Here is an 18,743-nt window from a genome sequence, read left to right on the forward strand (position 1 = left end):
TTACTTCCTTTATTCAAATAGGTCTTCACTCTTTCCAAGTACTTTATAAAGCCTCTCTAAATCAGCTCTACTAGAATATTGAATAACGAGCTTTCCCTTCTTCAAATTACCTTTTACTTCTACTTTAGTTCCAAAAGCCTCAAGGAACTTATCTTCAACTTCTTGAACATATGGATCCTTTGCTCTTGTACTCTTTTTAACTTTTATTTTCTTTCCTTGATTAAGCTGCTCAGCCTCTAATTCTGCTTCTCTTACAGATAACTCATTTTCAATGATTTTATCTCTGAGTAGTGCTCTATCACTTGGGTTAACAAGAGAAAGAATAGCTCTTGCATGACCAGCTGATAATACACCTGAAATAACATCATCCTTCATAGAATCTGGAAGCTGTAAAAGTCTTAAGCTATTTGCAACTGTACTTCTTTTCTTTCCAACCTTTTCAGCAACCTCTTCTTGAGTTAATCCAGATTTTTGAATTAGATATTGATAAGCAGCTGCTTCATCGATTGAATTTAGATTTTCTCTCTGAATATTCTCTATTAAGGCTACTTCAATTCTCTCAACCTCAGAAAAGCTTTTTACAATTACAGGAACTTCCTTAAGACCTGCAAGCTTAGCAGCACGATATCTTCGTTCACCTGCAACGATAACATATTTATCATCATTAATTTTCTCAACTAAAAGAGGCTGTAATACACCCTGATTTTTAATTGATTCAGCTAACTCCTGCAATGTATTATCGTCAAAGGATTTTCTTGGTTGCTCCTTATTTGCTTCAATTTTATCAATTGAAATAGAAAGAATTCTATCCTTTACATCTTCATCAGACATAGAAACAGTAATCTTTTCTTTTGGCTTTGATACAACATCAGGAGTAATATCAAAATCAAAATTGCCAAGTAAGGACCCCATTCCCTTGCCTAATCCATGTGTTTTTTTAGTTGACACGATCTAAGACCTCCTTAGCTAGGCTATGGTACGCTTTAGTACCAGAATTTGATGCATCATAGATGTTAATCGGCATTCCATATGATGGTGCTTCTGCAAGTCTAATACTTCTAGGAATTATTGTTTTAAAAACTAAATCTGGAAAGAAGTTAGATATATCCTCAACAACCTCATTATTTAATTTAGCTCTCTTAGTATACATAGTAAATAAAACACCAAGTATCTCAAGATTAGGATTCAATGTCTTTCTTACAGATGAAATAGTTCTCATTAACAAATTAAGACCTTCCATTGCAAAATATTCACATTGCATAGGTATTATTACTTTCTCAGCCCAACACATTGCATTCATTGTTATAAGTCCTAGTGATGGAGGACAATCAACAAAGATAAAATCAAAATCTGATGAGATGGGATCTAATGCCTTAGAAAGGAAAAATTCTCTATTTTCTTCATCAACCAACTCAACATTTAAACCAGCTAAATCCAAGGAACCAGGAATAACAAATAGATTTTGAAAAGGTGTTACTTGAATTGCTTCTTGAACAGAAACCTTACCTACAACAGCATCATAACAGGTTGGTTTTCGACTATCACCAGAAACAGATCCAGTTAAATTACCCTGAGAGTCAAAATCAACAAGCAAAACCTTATAACCAAGAGCTGCAAGAGCAGACCCTAGATTAACACAAGTAGTTGTTTTTCCAACACCACCTTTTTGATTTAAAAAGATTAACTTATGTGCACTCATATTGTCTTTAATATATTAATTATCTCTAAAATTGTCGACAGTAAAAAACAGTTTGACCGATTATCATAATATGTAGTATTTTAAGTGTATCAATTATTCGGAGGTTCATTAAATGGCAGAAATGACACTTGAAGAAAAAGTAATCGATGCAATTAATCAAATTAGACCTTCACTCCAAAATGATGGTGGTGATATCGAATTTGTAAGCATGGAAGGTAAAAATATATCTGTTAAGTTACTTGGTGCATGTGCTGGTTGTCCAATGTCTCAAGCAACTCTCAAAAATGGCGTAGAAAAGTATCTAAGACATGTAGTTGATCCAGAACTCGTTGTCGAAAACTCACTTCAGTTTTAATAATACTTTAAAAAATTAATCTGTCCAAATTGGACAGATTTTTTTATTGTTTCACGTGAAACAACAATCTAATAAAACAAATTAATTATTTATAATACAAAGAGTTAAATAAAATAATGTATTATAAAATAATAAAAAATTTTATTTCTTTTCATAAATCAAAAAGAAAATAGAAACAAAGACCTTTCTTTAAATAATTATAAAAGAGTAAACAAAATTTCCTATATAACGTGGTGATACTTACTATTACACAAAGAGCACTGGGTGCAGTAATAACTACAGGACACTATTAATTCAAAGTATTATTCAATAAGAATAGACAGTATCCAATAAAGCTCTTTCTTTTATAATTGAAGTAGTAAACCTACGTACAATATAGAAAATAATAATATCTTCAGGATCAAACACAGGCTTAAGAAAAATATAAAAGTCTTTTTATACTTAATAAAAAAAATCAATCTAATTATTAATCCAGCTTTTTAGGAGGTAATAATATTAAAATAACCTTTAATTCCATATTCAATACTTATTATCGTATATTAGCTCTACTAGTATTTAAAAATAGAAAGCATTTTCGATGTATTTTATAACAACTTTAAAATATTTTATTTAAAAGCCAGAGTATAAAACTAAAAAAATATGTTTTTCTTTTTAAAGATCATCCAAAAAATATTCGATGCTAAGATGTTAAAGTAAAAAAATAAAGAACTAATATCAGATATAAAACTAAGTAAATATTCATAATATTTAATTTTTAATTTTATTTATTAGAAAAGATGTTATTAAAACAAATAATTTGATGTTTCACGTGAAACAATAGCAATATATAAACTATTATAATTTTATCAAATTCTTCTAACACTAACCTCTAATATTATCTAAAGTTGACAATTGGATATTAACAATAAAAAATAACATCTTTCTTTATAAATACAATTGTTTATTGAAATACTAGTAAGCATTGCTGCTTTTAATATAATCAATAACATATATAAGATAATTTATAATTAGCAAATCTGTAAGTAATAACCTAATTTAACATTTTATTTTTAAATGAATTCATATTATTAAAACATTTCACTTAATTATATTTAAACAGATGTATTCCAATTAAGTAAAATGTTTTCATAATAAGCTGACATTAAAAGCTTTACTTTACAACTATAGTATCAAGCAAAAAAATAATTTTCTTTTTCACTGATAATCTAACTTCTTCAATTTCTGGTTAAATAAAAGAACTATCTAATTATGGAAGATAAAGTTTTATTATTCTTACTAATAAAAAAGTTAAATCTTTATTATTAAATACCCTTTTTCTTCATCTTAAATTACTAAAGCTAAAATATACAACTATTATTACATCTTATGATTTCTAATCTAAAAAATTTTGCTAATCAAAATAAAACATCCAAATCGTTTATATTATTAATTACATTATTGCTTTGTTAAAGTGTATTAAGAATTCAGGGAAATTATTTTTTTATTGTACTGATTGGAAGTTTAAGTATTAAAGAAAAGAATATTAACTTTACTTTTTTTCTTAATCATAATTAATATTTAAACCTTTTATTATTCATAAACGATGTCTGCAAAAATTTTTATTAAAAAATATTACTGTTTCACGTGAAACACTGATAACCAGAATCAAAGTTAAGTCTATACAATTCTATATCAGCATAAATTTATCATTAGTATTAATTTTTCATGTCCCTTCAAATGCATTAGCAAATTATATCTTCTTCTATTCTTACATCTCTTTTTCACTGCTATTTCATTAAGATAAGAGCCTTGGTGGACTTGTCATCATCACTATATATATTCAGATAGTCAATTAATAACATCCTAGTACTTAGTTTTTTTTATCATTTTTTATTTTTTCTAAAAACCTCATTTAAACGCGTAAAACGCGGTTTTTTACTCTTAAATTACTATATATAGAAACAGTTACATGTAGGGTTATACCCTAGTTTTATTATATTAAATACAATAATAAACACTTTTATTTTAGGGTAAAAAAAAGCTGCCAGTAATAATTTTACTGACAGCAAATCAAATTATCGTTTATTTATTATTCTTCTGTTTGATTATCATTTGTAGCATCATTAGAAGCTTCTGTTTCTTCTGCTGTTTCAGGGATTTCAACTTCCTCATCAGATTCTTCCTGATAATTAGTTGCAGCCATTGCTACAATGTAATCATCCTTTTTCTTGAAAGTAGCAACCTTAACGCCATGTGCAGTTCTGCCTTGAATAGAAATATCCTTTACATGAACTCTTATTGTTTGACCATTAAGAGAAACAAATACTACATCGTTATCATCATTAACAGCTAAGGCATTTACAAGATAACTTGTCTTCTCATCAACAGAGTAAATTTTTTGACCCATAGTAGCTCTACCATGAGAATTGAATTCTTCAAATCTTACCTGTTTACCCTTACCATTTTCAGTAACCATGAGAATACGTTTATCTTCTTCAACTCTTACAAGACCGATAATTTCATCATCATCTAAGAGCTTCATTGCTCTTACACCACGAGTAGAACGACCCATAGTTCTAATTGAATCAGAAGAAGTTCTTAATCCTTTACCTGTTTTTGAAACGATCATTACATCATCGCCTTCGTTTACAAATATAGATTGTACTAGGCTATCACCTTCATCAAGAATAATAGCTTTTACACCTCTCTTCTTTGCATTAACAAAAGCAGAAAGCTCAACCTTCTTAGTGATACCATACTTTGTAATCATCATTAGGTATTCACCATCCTTGAAGTCCTCAAAACAGATAATTGATGTTACCTTTTCCTGGTTTTCAATCTGAAGGAAGTTTTTAATATTAGCTCCCTTAGAGTTTTTAGCTCCCTCTGGAATTTCATATACATATGTGTAATATGCCTTTCCAAGGTTAGTAACATACATAACTATATCATGGCTTGATGCAATAAATAGGTGCTCAATAAAGTCTCCATCTGTAAGCTTTGCACCTCTTACACCCTTACCACCTCTACTCTGAGCCTTATATTCTTCAGCAGAAAGACGCTTAGCAAAGCCCTTGTTTGAAATAAGAACTACTACCTGTTCTTCCTTGATAAAGTCAGCATCTGTTGTACTATCAAGCTCTCTCTCTTGAATTTCAGTTCTTCTTCTATCACCATATTTTTGGCCGATTTCTTGAATTTCCTTCTTAACAACAGCTAAGATTTTGTTTCTATCAGAAAGAAGATCCTTAAAGTAAGCAATCTGAGCTTCAATTTCAGCTAACTCATCTAGAATCTTTTGGGTCTCTAAATGAGATAATCTACCAAGCTTCATATCGATAATAGCAAAGGCTTGCTTAGCATCAAGACCAAATCTCTTCTGAAGCTCAAGAGATGCAATATTGTTATCTTCACTTGCCTTAATAATTTCAATTACTTCATCGATATTATCAAGACCAATCTTTAAGCCCTCTAAAATATGAGCTCTTTCCTCTGCCTTTTGAAGGTCATAGCGAGTTCTTCTTTCAATAACAATCTCTCTATGATCAACATAAGAAGAAAGCATCTCCTTTAGAGTTAAAACCTTTGGTCTACCATCCTTAAGAGCTAGATTGTAGATATTGAAGTTTGATTGTAATGCAGTTCTGCTGAAAAGCATATTAAGAACAATATTTGGTACTGCTCCCTGCTTTAGCTCAACTACTATTCTAATACCATCTCTATCTGATTCATCTCTTACCTGAGAAATATTAGGAATAGCATTATCCTTTCTTAAATCATCAATCTTCTTTACAAGCTCTGCTTTGTTAACCTGATATGGAATTTCAGTGAAAATGATTCTATCATGTCCCTTATCATTTTCTTCAATTTCATAGCGTGAACGTATAACAACCTTACCTTTTCCTGTAGTAAATGCATCAACTATACCCTTTTTTCCACAAATAATACCGGCAGAAGGGAAGTCTGGGCCCTTTACATAATCTATCAACTCAAGAGATGAGATATCAGGGTTATCAATAAGAGCACATATACCATCTACAACCTCATTAAGGTTATGAGGAGCCATGTTTGTTGCCATACCTACAGCAATACCACTGGAACCATTAGTTAATAAAAATGGGAATGCAGCAGGAAGTACTGTTGGTTCTTCAAGAGAGTCATCGTAGTTTGGTCCAAAATCAACTGTATTTTTACCAATATCGGTGAGCATTTCCTCACCAATTTTACTCATCTTTGACTCTGTGTATCTCATTGCTGCTGGTGGGTCACCATCAATAGAACCAAAGTTACCTTGAGGTGTAACAACTGGATATCTAAGTGAGAAATCCTGAGCAAGTCTTACGAGAGCATCATATACAGAAGCATCACCATGTGGGTGATATTTACCAAGTACATCACCGACGATACGAGCACACTTCTTATATGGACCACTGGCCTTAAGACCCATCTCATACATATCGTATAAAATTCTTCTATGTACAGGCTTTAGACCATCACGTACATCAGGAAGGGCACGACTGATGATAACTGACATAGCATAATTCAGATAGCTGGTCTTCATCTCAGTCGATACATCAGCTATTATTGTACGGCTGTTAATATCATCAGCCTTTGTTATTTCATCATCCATACTTTCTTCCTTTATACATCAAGATTAGCTACATAAGTAGCATTCTGCTCGATAAAATCACGTCTTGGTTCTACATCCTCACCCATGAGCATTGAGAATACTCTATCTGCTTCCTCAGCATCCTCAAGATGAATCTTACTAATTAATCTTGTTTCTGGGTTCATAGTTGTTTCCCAAAGCTGCTCTGGGTTCATTTCACCAAGACCCTTATAACGTTGAATAGGTATCTTTGCTTCATCCATTCCAGCACAATTTTCTTCGATAATACGCTTCTTATCTGCTTCATCATAAGCATAGAAAATCTTCTTACCCAAAGTAATTTTGTATAGTGGAGGCATAGCAAAATAAATATATCCTGCTTCAATTAACGGTCTCATATATCTGAAGAAGAATGTGAGTAACAATGTCCTAATATGGGATCCATCGACATCGGCATCGGCCATAATAATGATTTTATGATATCGTGCCTTAGTAATATCGAAAGTTTGTTCACTATCCTCAATCTGGTTATTATACCTTGTTAAGCCTGCACCAATAGTAGAAATAACAGGCTGAAGCTTATCATTTCCAAGAACCTTATATTCTTGAGCCTTTTCTACATTGAGCATCTTACCCCAAAGAGGAAGAATAGCTTGGAATCTTCTATCTCTACCTTGCTTAGCAGAACCACCAGCAGAATCACCCTCTACGATAAATACTTCGCACTTTGCAGGATCCTTTTCAGAGCAATCTGCGAGCTTACCTGGAAGGCCACCACCTTCGCTCTTTTTTCTAATTTGTTCACGAGCCTTTCTTGCAGCAATACGTCCAAGAGCTGCACTAATTGCTTTATCAAGTAATAGCTCAATATCACCAGGGAATTCATCAAAGTAGTTATTTAGCTTTTCATATACTAATGACTGCACAATAAATCTTACATTAGCATTACCAAGCTTCATCTTTGTTTGACCCTCAAATTGAGGATTAGGAATCTTTATTGAAACAACACCTGTTAAGCCTTCTGAGATATCTGCTGATTCAAGCTTATCATTACCAAATTTCTTTAGCATTTTAGCATTCTTAGAAAGCTGGTTATTAATTGCCATTAGAATAGCAGTTTTAAATCCAGTTAAGTGTGTACCACCCTCACGTGTATTGATGTTATTTACAAATGAAAAAACCTTTTCATCGTATTTATCATTGTATTGAAGAGCTATTTCAACAACTACATCATCCTTTACACCTTCAAAGGATATTGGCTGGAATAATGTTTTCTTATACTCATTTAAATAAGAAACAAACTCACTTAAGCCACCATCAGAGTGGAAGGATTCTGTTTTTATTTCTTCCTCACGCTTATCAACAATAGTAATTCTAATACCATGATTTAAGTAACTTAATTCCCTAAATCTATTAGAAAGTGTTTCATAGCTGAAGCTATTTTTCTCCATGACTTCAAAATCAGGAGAGAAGCTAATTGTTGTTCCATGCTTATCTGGATCACAATGTCCTATTATCTTCACATCTTCAACAGGAACGCCTCTATGGTATACTTGGTTATAAATATTACCATCTCTATAAACTGTAGCCTCTAAATAGCAGGAAAGAGCGTTTACACAAGAAACACCAACGCCATGGAGTCCTCCAGATACCTTATAAGCACCTTTTCCGAACTTACCACCTGCATTGAGCTTTGTTAAACATACTTCAAGAGTACTCTTACCAACCTGTGGGTGTATATCGACAGGAATACCTCTACCATTATCCTCTACAGTACAAACCTCACCATATTCATTGTGGTCAAATGTAATTGTAATTTGATCACAGAATCCAGCCATAGCTTCATCAATACTATTATCAAGGACTTCATATACTAGATGGTGAAGACCATCGATACCGGTAGTACCAATGTACATACCTGGGCGAAGACGTACATGCTCTAGTCCTTCTAGTACTTGAATTTCACTACTATCATACTCCTCAGACCCATTTACTACTGTATCAATATTTGGTTCCTCGGTAAGCATGGTTTGATCTTCGTTTTTCTTTGTTTCATCCATAAAATTGACTCACCTTATTTGAGAGCTTTTTATAAAAAGCATAATACAATATATATAGTAACAATTTTTAAAGTTATCTTCAATAAGTCACCTTAATTTTTTATTCTTTATATTTACATGTAATGTAAATAAATACTATATATATTGATACAGAAAACACAATATATACACAAAGAGTAATTAAAAACAACGATTGTGAATCATCAATCAATGTGATAAATTGAACAAGAAGGACTATCTTATGCTAAAAGACTATTATCTTGAGGCCCTTGAAGAAACACAAAAAAGCTTACAAAAGGGTAAACAAATTTGGCTTACTAATGCTTCCTTTTTAAAAGAAGGAAATAATTCTATTACATTAGCTTTTCCATCAAAAATGTATCTTACAAACTTCAATAACTTTTGTAAGAGCGAATTACAATCAAAAATTGATAGTCTAACTGGCTCACATATTGATATTGAAACAATCATTGGTGAAGCAGATTTTTCTTCTGTAGAGGAAGATGATAAAAAAGAGGTAGAAGAGGAAGAAATTCAGAGAAAAAATTCTTATTTAAACCCTATTTATACCTTTGAAAACTTTATTCCTTGTGAAAACACAAATTTTGCATATAACGCTGCTAAAGCTATTGCCATGAACCCAGGTATAAACTACAACCCATGCTTGATATATGGTGGTGTAGGCCTTGGAAAAACACACCTACTTCAATCTGTAGGAAACTACATTGAAAAGGAAAATCCAAAGAAAAAAGTTATTTATGTAACTGCTGAAACTTTTACTAATGACTTTATTAATTCATTACAGCAAAAGAACGCTTCCTCATTCAGAATCAAATATAGAAAGGCTGATGTTCTCTTAATTGATGATATTCACTTTTTACAAGAAAAAATATCAACACAGGAAGAGCTTTTCCATACCTTTAATGACCTTTATGAAGCTAACAAACAGATTATTTTTACTTGTGATAGACCTATTAGTGAATTGAAGGGCTTTACAGATAGACTTAAATCTAGATTTACTAGAGGACTTAATTTAAATCTTACTGCTCCTGATTATGAAACAAGAGTAGCAATATTAAAAAAGAAATGTGAAGCTCAAAATGTAAGAATCTTTGATTCTGTAATTTCATACATGGCTGAAAACATAAAAACTAATGTTCGTGACCTTGAAGGATCACTTACTACATTAATAGCTTACTCTAAATTAATAAAAACTAATATTACTCTAGAAATAGCCCAGGAACAGCTTAAGAACCTAATTTCTGCACCAATGGCTAGTGAACAGGACATTTCTATCAGTACAATTGTTAAAGAAGTTGCTTCCTATTACAACGTAGAAATTAGTGAAATTAAAGGTAAAAAACGAACTGCAATCATTAAAGATGCAAGAAATTTGGCTATCTATTTAACAAGAAAAATTACTCAATATTCTACAACAGAAATTGGTAATTATTTTGATAGAGACCACTCTACAATTACCCACTCTATAGATAAGGTTGATCAGGAAAGAAAGCAAAATTCTGACATTGCTGCAGCATTAGATAGTCTAGAAAACACTATAAAATCAAAATCTAAATAATTATTTTATTCAATTACTCTTCTAGTTAGGTTAATTTAATAAAAAAGTAGGGAAATTCTCTTCGATTTTTAATAGAACAAACAACTAAAATCAGAGAATCCCTACATCATACATAATTTATGATTATTACTTTTATAGCTGAAGACATCTTACTTTTGTTGAAAACTTTGTTGATTTCTTGTTGATAACCTGTTTAAAACTATCTTAAAAGCTGTTGATAATTAAATGGTATTTTGTTGAAACTTTGGAAAACTTTTTTAATTTCTAAAACTTTTCCTAGTTTTCAACAATCTTAAATTCTCTTTCAACAACTTTTTAGTAGAACTTTTCAACAATGTAATCTTATTCTATATAATAAATAAAAGTAGTTTTCAACAATTAAAATCTTTATAATATTACTATTACTAAAATGAAATATACTTTATAATAACAGTATTAATAATCGAAGAGGAGTAGATATATATTTATGAAATTCATTTGCCAAAAAGATACAATACTAAAAGAAGTAGAATATGCTAGTAGTTTTACAAGTCAGAGAAATTCTCTCTCTATTTCTTCTAATATTTTGCTTGAAAACTATCAGAATATTCTCACTATTAAGGGTACTGATAATAAAATGGGTTTCATGACCTCTTTCCCTGTTTCAACAGAGGTCCCAGGCGCTACTACTGTTACTTGTGATAAGTTTCTTCAGGTTTTAAAATCACTTCCTTCAATGGATATCGAATTTTTAGAGGAAGATGGAAAATTAAAGATTACACCAATAAAGGATTCTAAGAGTATTAACTTTAATATTAGAACTATTCCTGCTGAAAACTTTCCACCTCTTTCTACTTTTGATGAAACTCAATTCTTCTCACTTTCTCAAAGAGATTTCTTTGATATGATAGATAAAACTTCGTTTGCAGTTGGTACAGATGAATCAAAATTCTTCTTAACTGGTGTTTACCTTGATAAGAAGGATGATGATGTTATAATGGTTGCAACTGATAGTAAGCGTCTTAGCTTTATTAGAAAGAAATTTGAACAAGATATTCCTGATTTTAAATCAGCAATCATTCCTGTTAAATTTTTACAGATTTTATCAAATATAGGTATTGGAGAGGGTCTTTTCTCCTTAATGATTACAGATACTCAAATTTTTGCCCAAATTAATGGACATTTAATTTATTCATCATTAATAACAGGAACTTATCCTGCTTATCAGAGAGTAATACCAGAAAGCTTCAAATATGAATGTAAAGTTAAAGTATCTGATATGCTGGAGGCTTTAAACAGAGTATCTATCTTCGTTGAGAATAATTCTAAGAAGGTTTTCCTAGAGCTTAAGGAAGATGGTATTATGGCTAGTGGTGAAACTAGTGATGTAGGTGATGCAAAGGAAATTATTTCTTGTGAATATTCTGGTGAGGATGTAAATATTACATTTAATAATGCATTCTTAGTAACATCTCTTAAGAAAATAGATTCAGAATACTTTAAGCTATGCTTTAATTCTGCAACAACAGCTATGGAAATAGTTCCTGATCCAGAGAAGGATTATATCTTCATAATAATGCCAATGCATGGTTAATTATGAGATTTAAATCAATAAAATATTATAATTTTAGAAATATAGATAATGGTGTCGTCCTTTTTAATAAGGACGATATCATTCTTGAAGGGATAAATGGACAAGGAAAAACAAATATCCTTGAATCTGTGTATACCCTATGCTATGGAAATTCATTTAGAACGCAGCTATCAAAGGAAATGATAAAGCATGGTGAAAGAGTAATGAATCTTACAGCTGTGCTTGAGGATGAAGAAGATAGCTATGATGTTTCATACTCTCTTGATGGTAATAAAAGAAAGATTTTATTAAATGGAAAGGAAGTAAAGGATAGAAAGGATTTAATATATTTATTTCCTTGCATTGTATTTATTCATGAGGATATAGATTTTATTAAGGGTGAGCCTGAGATGAGAAGAAAATTCTTTGATCAAACTCTTAGTATGTATGACCCTATCTATTTAAATTACATAAGAGCATATAGAAATGTCTTAGCACAAAGAAATGCAGCGATAAAAAATAATCAAACAACACTACTAGATATATATGATAAAAAGCTTGCTACCTATGGTTTTGAAATCATGAATAGTAGAAGAAATATGGTTTATGAATTCAATGAGATATTTCCAATTCTTTATAAAAAAATATCAGGGACTAATAAAAATATAACAGTTTCATATAAATCCTCTTGGGATGAATTAAATGATGTTTCTTCAATAATAGAGCACTTAAAGGAAACTCATGAAAGAGATATAAGGCTACTTACAACAACATCTGGTATTCATCGTGATAGGTTTACTGTTAATGATGAGAATGGTCCTTTAGTTGTAACAGGCTCAACAGGTCAAATAAGATTAGCTTCTCTTTTATTTAGAATTGCAGAGGCAAGAATATTTAAAGAAAAAACAGGTAAAGATCCTATTTTATTATTAGATGATGTTCTTTTAGAGCTTGATGATATAAAAAGAGCAAGATTTTTAGAGGAACTCACCTCTTATAGTCAGGCTTTTTATACTTTTCTTCCACGAGAAAGCTATTTTAATGAAAGAAAAGATGATCTTTTAGATTATAATGTTGTTGAAGGTAAACTATATGAAGTATGAGGTTCCAATAGGTTATTACGTAAAAAGCTTTCAAAAGAAGGTTGAAGAGAGTCTTGGAGAGGAAGTAGTAGTTTTTAAATGGAAGGAAATAGTTGGTCCAGCTTTATATCCTCATGTAATGTTAGACACTATTGATGTTGAAAATTTAGAGGTAAGTATAGACCATCCTGCATATAAAAGTGCCTTTATTTTGAGGCAGAATTTAATTTTAAATAAGATAAAGGAATTATTTCCTAGATATGATATAAAAAATGTCAAGATACACCTAGTGTAGATATTGACCATTTTTCTTATCTCATATAAAGTTACTAATCGGACATTTTTGTCTGTGAGTTATAAAATCTGCGCTTTAATGCGAAAAATATTGGAGTATATTCATGAGTTACAAAGGAAAAAGAACCTATCAGCCAAGTAAAGTAAAGAGAAATAGAACTTTTGGTTTCCGTGCACGCATGGCTACTAAGGGTGGTCGTTTAGTTCTTGCTCGCCGCAGAGCAAAGGGCAGACACAGCTTAACAGTTTCTGATGAGAAGAAGCCTTTCTAAGACAGAGATAATTCGTAAGAAGCAGGATATAGATCGCATTTTCAAGCAAGGAAAAAATATTTCTTGTATGGGAATGCGATTAGCCTTTTTAGAGAACAACTGTAATTTCGATCGTTTCATCATTATTCCTGCAAAGCATTATGGCAACGCAGTCGAAAGAAATAAATTAAGGCGAAGATGTAAGGAATTATTTAGGTTGTATCCTAATAGGGTAATGCTAGATGCTTCAGAAAATAGAAAAAGTCATGATATCGCCTTAGTAGTATATCCTGGAAAGGTTCTCAGTTTTTCTTTGCTTGAGTCTAAATTTTACTCTCTTTTAGACAGAATAAATTGAGAATTGTTCCTTTTCCTCATCTTGCAGAGTTCATATTCCTATCTTTCCTATTATTCTACGGGCCATCATCAAAGGAGATATAATGGATAGGAATACTATCATTGCGATTATTTTATCTGTAATAGTAATTACAGTTGGTATGACAGTACAAACTGTATTTTTCCCAATGGAAAATACTATTACTCAAACTGAGACAACAACTGAAGAGGTTGTACCAGTAGAGAATATAAGTTCAATAATTACAGAACCAGTTATTTCAAAAAATCAAGTAACAGATACATCGCCATTTACAGTAGAAACAGATGCACTATCAGTTACTTTTGATCCATATGGTGCTTCTGTTAGCAGTATTAAGATGAAGAAGCATCTTGATACATCAAAGGAACCTGTAGAAATTCTTTTAAAGGATGGAAATAGGGGTAATGCATTCTTAATGTATCAATCAAATGATACTTCAAAGCCAATTACAGAGGCCTTTAGTCATAGCATTGAAGAAAGAGATGATTTAATTTTAGTAATATTCTCACAGGTATTTGAACAAAGTGGTAGAGAATATGAAATTATTAAGAAATATGCATTTGCTAAGGATGAGGAGTATCTTTTCCAAATTGCAGTAACATTAAATTCTCTAGATGGCAATGCTCTTCCATTTACTGTATATACAATTGGTGTTGAGCCACAGGTTGGACCAGAGTTTGAAAGCTTAAATGGTAACTATGACTATAGAAGAATGTATTACAAGCTTAGTGATAAAAACAGTAAGAAAAATGTAAGCTTTAAAAATGGTGTAGCAACAGTAAATGAAAGTGTTTCATGGGTAGCTTTAGCAAGTAAGTACTTTACTATTATGGGTATTCCAGCAAGCGAAGCTGATTATTCTGTTAAATTTACACAAAATACTGAGGAAAAGCAGGAGAACTCCTTCTACTTAACAAGAAATGGTATTTCCTCATCTAGTGTTACAGATCTTTATAGCTTCTATTGTGGCCCAAAGCTTACTTCTTACTTAAATAAGTATGATATTGCTAATGATAATACCTTTAAGCTTACAAACCTACACCTTGCAAAGGTAATGGATAGCTCTACATGGCTTGGATGGCTTGAGACAATTCTTAAGTGGGTATTAACATTAATTTATAAGGTTATTCCAAACTATGGTGTAGCTATTATTATCCTCACACTATTAATTAAGCTAATGCTACAACCAATAAGCAAGAAGGGTATGGAATCAACAGCAAAGATGTCTGCACTAAATCCTAAGCTAGAAGAGCTTAAGGCTAAGTATGCTGATGATCCAAATGCACTTAATGCAGCAATGGCTAAGCTATATAAGGAAGAAGGTATTAACCCAATGGGCTCATGTCTTCCAATGCTTATCCAGTTCCCTGTATTCATTGCACTTTACGGACTATTAAATAACCACTTCGAGCTTCGTGGTGCTATGTTTATTCCTGGTTGGATCCCTGATCTTTCAATTCCAGATACAGTATTTACATTAGGATTTAACATTCCTTTAATTGGTAATCAAATTCACTTATTACCTATCATCTATACTGTTTCAATGATCTTCTCTATGAAGATTACTCAATCTGGTGCTACAGATTCTTCTCAGGCAGGAATGATGAACTTTATGACATATGGAATGCCTATAATATTCTTCTTTGTATTGTATAATGCACCATCAGGATTGCTAGTATATTGGACTGTAACTAATGCTATTTCTATCATTCAGCAAATCTATGTGAATGCAAAGAAAAAGAAGCAATTTGAAGAAGAGATGATTACTAAAAATGAAAGTAAAAATGTTAAGTTCAAAAGCAAAAAGAGAAAGTAAAAAAGGATTATATAATGATAAGAGAATTTGAAGGAAAGACTGAGCAAGAAGCCATAGATATGGCTATTAGCGAGTTAGGTCTAGAAAGAGATGATTTTGATGTTGAAATCATCGATCAACATAAAAAAACACTATTTAAAAGAGGTAGTGTAAAAATAAGAGTACATATTCCTGAGCCTGTATCAGAGGAAACCTATTCAAATGAGGTTCTTTCAAGTGAAAGCGAGAATGAAGAAAAGATTCTTGAGTTCATTCAAAACTTAATTACCAAGATGGGCTATGAATGTAAGGTCAATATTAATTTTAGAAAGGATCTTAAGCTTGGCTTTAATATTGATAGTCCTAATTCTTCAATTATTATTGGTAGAAAGGGTAAGAATCTTGATGCTATTCAGCTTCTTGCAAATGTATATGCAGCAAAGCTTGATGAGGACTATAAAATCATTATTGATAGTGAAGACTATCGTATGAGGCATGAAGAGTATATTGTGAGAAATGCTTTTAAGAATGCTGAATATGTTAGAAAGACAGGAAAGAGTAAGTTACTCGAACCAATGAATCCTTTCGAACGAAGATTAATTCATACAGCATTAAATGATTTTAATGGTGTAGAGACAAAGAGCGAAGGTGATGGTCTTTATAAGCAGGTTAGAATTATTCCTGTTAAAAACAAATAAAGGATAGTACCGATCATTTGATCGGTATTTTTATAATTATTGACATCTAAAAAGTTTTAATAATATTATTAGTAATAATTATTGATAAGGATTTATATGAAGGATATAAGAAATACAAAGCAGAGAGAAGAAGTATTAAATGCAGTATATACCCTCTGTAATCATCCGCGAGCAGAGGATGTGTATAATTGTGTCATTGAAAATAATCCTAATATCAGTAAAGGTACAGTTTATAGGAATTTAAACCTACTATCTGAGCTTGATGAAATAAGTAAAATTCAAATGCCTGGAAATGAACCAGATAGATTCGATGTTAGAATAGATGAGCACCACCATGCATATTGTAGGGTTTGTAAAAAGCTTTTTGATATCGATTTAGATGATTCATTAAAGGTTAATTGTCATCTACAAAGGATGAATTTCTTAGTAGAAAAGAGTCAATTATTCCTTACTGGTATTTGTAAAGAATGTTATGAGAAGGAGAAGAAAAATGGAATTAAAGGGAAGTAAGACAGAAAAAAACCTACAATCAGCATTTGCAGGTGAGAGCCAGGCAAGAAATAAGTACACATACTTTGCTTCAAAGGCTAAAAAAGATGGTTATGTTCAGATTGCAAAAATCTTTGAAGAAACAGCTGATAACGAGAAAGAGCATGCTAAGATTTGGTTCAAGCTCTTACAGGAAAATGGTCAGATTGCTTCTACAGCAGAGAACTTAAAAGAAGCTGCAGCTGGTGAAAACTATGAGTGGACAGATATGTATGCAACATTCGCAAAGGAAGCAGATGAGGAAGGCTTTACTCAGATCGCTGCATTATTTAGAAGTGTTGCTAAAATCGAAGCTGAGCATGAAAAGAGATATCTTGAGCTTCTTAGCAATGTAGAAAATGGTCTTGTTTTCTCAAGGGATAATGAAATGGTTTGGAAGTGTTCTAACTGTGGTCACATTGTTATTGGAAAAAAAGCTCCAGAGGTATGTCCTGTTTGTGCACATCCACAATCATATTTTGAGATTGCAGCAAAGAACTGGTAATAATTAGTTTCTTAAGTAGGAGAGTATTTGATGATATCAGATACTCTCTTTTTTATTTACAATTAGGAATTAAATATTATATTTATTTCTAAGGAGTAAAGTAATGGCAGAATATTATTCAAATGAACCAGACAATAGAAGAAAAGGAGATGAAGGAACTCTTCCATTAATTTTAGGAATTCTTTCAATTGTATTTGCCTTCACCTTTTCTAGATTGGTAGGTTTTATTTTAGGTATCATTGCAATCGTTAAAGGAAATCAATACAGACATATAGATAATGATGCTAAGGTAGGATTTATCTGTGGCATAGTAGGATTATGTATTTCCTCTATTGCACTGATGTTCATCTTTTTTATATTTAGCATCTTTATTTGGCTTTAAAGGTAAGTTTTTTCTATATAGCTTCTTAATTCAGAGCTTTTTTCCTTTGTGAATTGAGCACCAATTTGACTTATTATTTCTCCTGCAAGGAAGGAAGCTATCATACCAGCTGTTTTGCTATCACAGCCTTTAGCTATACCATATAAAAAGCCAGCAGCATATGTATCTCCTGCTCCTGTAGTATCAACAGGAGTAGCTGATCCTTGTACATCAATTTTTGTTATAACTCTATTATCTGAAACGTAGGAGCCTTTCTTTCCATTCTTTACAATAGCAATATTTGCAAGCTTTCCCATGCTCTTACAGCATTCATATGCATCATAGTTATCAAAAAGATATCTAGCCTCTTCACTATTTGCAAATACAATATCACAGTAGTTTGTAATTAAATCTAAGAAATCAGCTCTATAGCGACCAACAGCAAAAGGATCTGCAATATCAAAGGCAACCTTAATGTTATTCTCTTTGCAAAAAGCTAAAACCTTTCTAATAGCTCTCTTTTGAGGTTCTGTATCCCACATATATCCAGTGAAATAGAATATATCTGAGCCTTTAACACTATCTAAATTAACATTAGGAGCATCAAAGCACTTATTTGCGCCTAAGAATGTATTCATTGTTCTCTCTTTATCATCTGTTAGCATGATAATAGAGGTACCTGTAGGCTCATCATATGAGATTAAATCATCCTTTACGCCTATTTCCTTTAATTTAGCTCTATAAACGTTTGCAAGCTCATCCTTACCAACTCCACCTGCTAGGGTAGTTGGAATACCAAGAGAACAAAGAGTTACCATGGTATTTGGACAGGAACCACCAGGTGAATAAACAAGCTGCTTACTCTTAAGATAATCAATTAATTCCCTATGTCTTTGCTTATCAATTAAGTGCATAGTGCCTTTATATAAATTAAGGGCATTTAAATCATCGTTAGTAATATTTGATAAAATATCAATTAGTGGGTTTCCAATACCATAAATCTTGCTCATGATGAAAAGT

At 31.6% G+C, this 18,743-nt stretch carries 17 protein-coding genes; 12 read left to right on the forward strand and 5 right to left on the reverse strand.

The features are described 5' to 3' along the window. Positions 1-9 precede the first annotated feature (9 nt). Both FYJ80_RS05430 and FYJ80_RS05435 read right to left on the reverse strand, forming a co-directional pair. The gene (locus FYJ80_RS05430; RefSeq protein ID WP_276984428.1) at positions 10-948 is read right to left on the reverse strand and encodes a ParB/RepB/Spo0J family partition protein; all 939 of its coding nucleotides are present in this window, start codon (positions 946-948) and stop codon (positions 10-12) included. Further along, the gene (locus tag FYJ80_RS05435; RefSeq protein ID WP_154425186.1) at positions 938-1,699 is read right to left on the reverse strand and encodes a ParA family protein; all 762 of its coding nucleotides are present in this window, start codon (positions 1,697-1,699) and stop codon (positions 938-940) included. The genes FYJ80_RS05430 and FYJ80_RS05435 overlap by 11 nt, the downstream gene beginning before the upstream one ends. A 121-nt stretch (positions 1,700-1,820) precedes the next feature. Between FYJ80_RS05435 and FYJ80_RS05440 the strand changes: the two genes are divergently transcribed. Beyond that, entirely contained in the window at positions 1,821-2,054 is a 234-nt protein-coding gene (locus tag FYJ80_RS05440) for a NifU family protein (protein ID WP_154425236.1), read from the forward strand. A 2,068-nt stretch (positions 2,055-4,122) separates the two neighbouring features. Here the strand turns inward: FYJ80_RS05440 and gyrA are convergent. Both gyrA and gyrB read right to left on the reverse strand, forming a co-directional pair. Further along, positions 4,123-6,663 carry a DNA topoisomerase (ATP-hydrolyzing) subunit A gene (gene gyrA / locus FYJ80_RS05445; RefSeq protein WP_154425187.1) on the reverse strand — a complete coding sequence of 847 codons (2,541 nt, stop codon included), beginning with the start codon at positions 6,661-6,663 and terminating at the stop codon, positions 4,123-4,125. 11 nt (positions 6,664-6,674) lie between these two features. Then, positions 6,675-8,669 (reverse strand): DNA topoisomerase (ATP-hydrolyzing) subunit B, encoded by a 1,995-nt coding sequence (gene gyrB, locus FYJ80_RS05450; RefSeq protein ID WP_154425237.1) that lies wholly within the window; start codon positions 8,667-8,669, stop codon positions 6,675-6,677. A 274-nt stretch (positions 8,670-8,943) separates the two neighbouring features. Between gyrB and dnaA the strand changes: the two genes are divergently transcribed. From dnaA to FYJ80_RS05505, 11 genes are all read left to right on the forward strand, one after another. After that, on the forward strand, positions 8,944-10,281 hold the full coding sequence (gene dnaA, locus FYJ80_RS05455; RefSeq protein ID WP_154425188.1) for a chromosomal replication initiator protein DnaA: 1,338 nt from the start codon (positions 8,944-8,946) through the stop codon (positions 10,279-10,281). 466 nt (positions 10,282-10,747) lie between these two features. Continuing rightward, positions 10,748-11,854 (forward strand): DNA polymerase III subunit beta, encoded by a 1,107-nt coding sequence (gene dnaN / locus FYJ80_RS05460; protein ID WP_154425189.1) that lies wholly within the window; start codon positions 10,748-10,750, stop codon positions 11,852-11,854. A gap of 2 nt (positions 11,855-11,856) precedes the next feature. Further along, on the forward strand, positions 11,857-12,936 hold the full coding sequence (gene recF, locus FYJ80_RS05465; RefSeq protein WP_154425190.1) for a DNA replication/repair protein RecF: 1,080 nt from the start codon (positions 11,857-11,859) through the stop codon (positions 12,934-12,936). Further along, the gene (locus FYJ80_RS05470) at positions 12,926-13,210 is read left to right on the forward strand and encodes a DciA family protein (RefSeq protein WP_206360981.1); all 285 of its coding nucleotides are present in this window, start codon (positions 12,926-12,928) and stop codon (positions 13,208-13,210) included. Before recF ends, FYJ80_RS05470 begins: the two co-directional genes overlap by 11 nt. 103 nt (positions 13,211-13,313) lie before the next feature. Continuing rightward, a complete protein-coding gene (rpmH, locus tag FYJ80_RS05475) occupies positions 13,314-13,481 on the forward strand; it encodes a 50S ribosomal protein L34 (RefSeq protein WP_154425192.1) in 168 nt (55 codons plus the stop codon). Beyond that, entirely contained in the window at positions 13,462-13,818 is a 357-nt protein-coding gene (gene rnpA, locus FYJ80_RS05480) for a ribonuclease P protein component (RefSeq protein WP_154425193.1), read from the forward strand. Before rpmH ends, rnpA begins: the two co-directional genes overlap by 20 nt. A gap of 82 nt (positions 13,819-13,900) precedes the next feature. Continuing rightward, complete coding sequence (gene yidC / locus FYJ80_RS05485; RefSeq protein ID WP_154425194.1) at positions 13,901-15,652, forward strand: membrane protein insertase YidC; 1,752 nt, start codon at positions 13,901-13,903, stop codon at positions 15,650-15,652. Between the two features lie 14 nt (positions 15,653-15,666). Then, positions 15,667-16,329, forward strand: coding sequence for an RNA-binding cell elongation regulator Jag/EloR (gene jag / locus FYJ80_RS05490; protein WP_154425195.1), 663 nt, complete (start codon positions 15,667-15,669; stop codon positions 16,327-16,329). A 96-nt stretch (positions 16,330-16,425) separates the two neighbouring features. Then, a complete protein-coding gene (locus tag FYJ80_RS05495) occupies positions 16,426-16,839 on the forward strand; it encodes a Fur family transcriptional regulator (protein ID WP_154425196.1) in 414 nt (137 codons plus the stop codon). Continuing rightward, the gene (gene rbr, locus FYJ80_RS05500) at positions 16,820-17,362 is read left to right on the forward strand and encodes a rubrerythrin (RefSeq protein ID WP_154425197.1); all 543 of its coding nucleotides are present in this window, start codon (positions 16,820-16,822) and stop codon (positions 17,360-17,362) included. Before FYJ80_RS05495 ends, rbr begins: the two co-directional genes overlap by 20 nt. A gap of 103 nt (positions 17,363-17,465) precedes the next feature. Then, the gene (locus FYJ80_RS05505; protein WP_154425198.1) at positions 17,466-17,744 is read left to right on the forward strand and encodes a hypothetical protein; all 279 of its coding nucleotides are present in this window, start codon (positions 17,466-17,468) and stop codon (positions 17,742-17,744) included. On the opposite strand, the gene FYJ80_RS05510 is transcribed toward FYJ80_RS05505, so the two are convergent. After that, positions 17,741-18,733: an adenosine kinase gene (locus tag FYJ80_RS05510; RefSeq protein WP_154425199.1), complete on the reverse strand. Its 993-nt coding sequence runs from the start codon at positions 18,731-18,733 to the stop codon at positions 17,741-17,743. The two genes, FYJ80_RS05505 and FYJ80_RS05510, sit on opposite strands and share 4 nt — an antisense overlap. Between the last annotated feature and the right edge of the window lie 10 nt (positions 18,734-18,743).

The sequence above is a fragment of the Bullifex porci genome (assembly GCF_009695635.1).
GTDB classification, from domain to species: Bacteria; Spirochaetota; Spirochaetia; order Sphaerochaetales; family Sphaerochaetaceae; genus Bullifex; species Bullifex porci.

What these genes read in the sequence shown, in the direction of transcription:
- FYJ80_RS05435 (WP_154425186.1), bottom strand. Translation starts at nt 1,699, where the DNA reads ATGAGTGCACATAAGTTAATCTTTTTAAATCAAAAAGGTGGTGTTGGA.
- FYJ80_RS05440 (WP_154425236.1), top strand. Translation starts at nt 1,821, where the DNA reads ATGACACTTGAAGAAAAAGTAATCGATGCAATTAATCAAATTAGACCT.
- gyrA (WP_154425187.1), bottom strand. Translation starts at nt 6,663, where the DNA reads ATGGATGATGAAATAACAAAGGCTGATGATATTAACAGCCGTACAATA.
- gyrB (WP_154425237.1), bottom strand. Translation starts at nt 8,669, where the DNA reads ATGCTTACCGAGGAACCAAATATTGATACAGTAGTAAATGGGTCTGAG.
- dnaA (WP_154425188.1), top strand. Translation starts at nt 8,944, where the DNA reads ATGCTAAAAGACTATTATCTTGAGGCCCTTGAAGAAACACAAAAAAGC.
- dnaN (WP_154425189.1), top strand. Translation starts at nt 10,748, where the DNA reads ATGAAATTCATTTGCCAAAAAGATACAATACTAAAAGAAGTAGAATAT.
- recF (WP_154425190.1), top strand. Translation starts at nt 11,857, where the DNA reads ATGAGATTTAAATCAATAAAATATTATAATTTTAGAAATATAGATAAT.
- FYJ80_RS05470 (WP_206360981.1), top strand. Translation starts at nt 12,926, where the DNA reads ATGAAGTATGAGGTTCCAATAGGTTATTACGTAAAAAGCTTTCAAAAG.
- rpmH (WP_154425192.1), top strand. Translation starts at nt 13,314, where the DNA reads ATGAGTTACAAAGGAAAAAGAACCTATCAGCCAAGTAAAGTAAAGAGA.
- rnpA (WP_154425193.1), top strand. Translation starts at nt 13,462, where the DNA reads ATGAGAAGAAGCCTTTCTAAGACAGAGATAATTCGTAAGAAGCAGGAT.
- yidC (WP_154425194.1), top strand. Translation starts at nt 13,901, where the DNA reads ATGGATAGGAATACTATCATTGCGATTATTTTATCTGTAATAGTAATT.
- jag (WP_154425195.1), top strand. Translation starts at nt 15,667, where the DNA reads ATGATAAGAGAATTTGAAGGAAAGACTGAGCAAGAAGCCATAGATATG.
- FYJ80_RS05495 (WP_154425196.1), top strand. Translation starts at nt 16,426, where the DNA reads ATGAAGGATATAAGAAATACAAAGCAGAGAGAAGAAGTATTAAATGCA.
- rbr (WP_154425197.1), top strand. Translation starts at nt 16,820, where the DNA reads ATGGAATTAAAGGGAAGTAAGACAGAAAAAAACCTACAATCAGCATTT.
- FYJ80_RS05505 (WP_154425198.1), top strand. Translation starts at nt 17,466, where the DNA reads ATGGCAGAATATTATTCAAATGAACCAGACAATAGAAGAAAAGGAGAT.
- FYJ80_RS05510 (WP_154425199.1), bottom strand. Translation starts at nt 18,733, where the DNA reads ATGAGCAAGATTTATGGTATTGGAAACCCACTAATTGATATTTTATCA.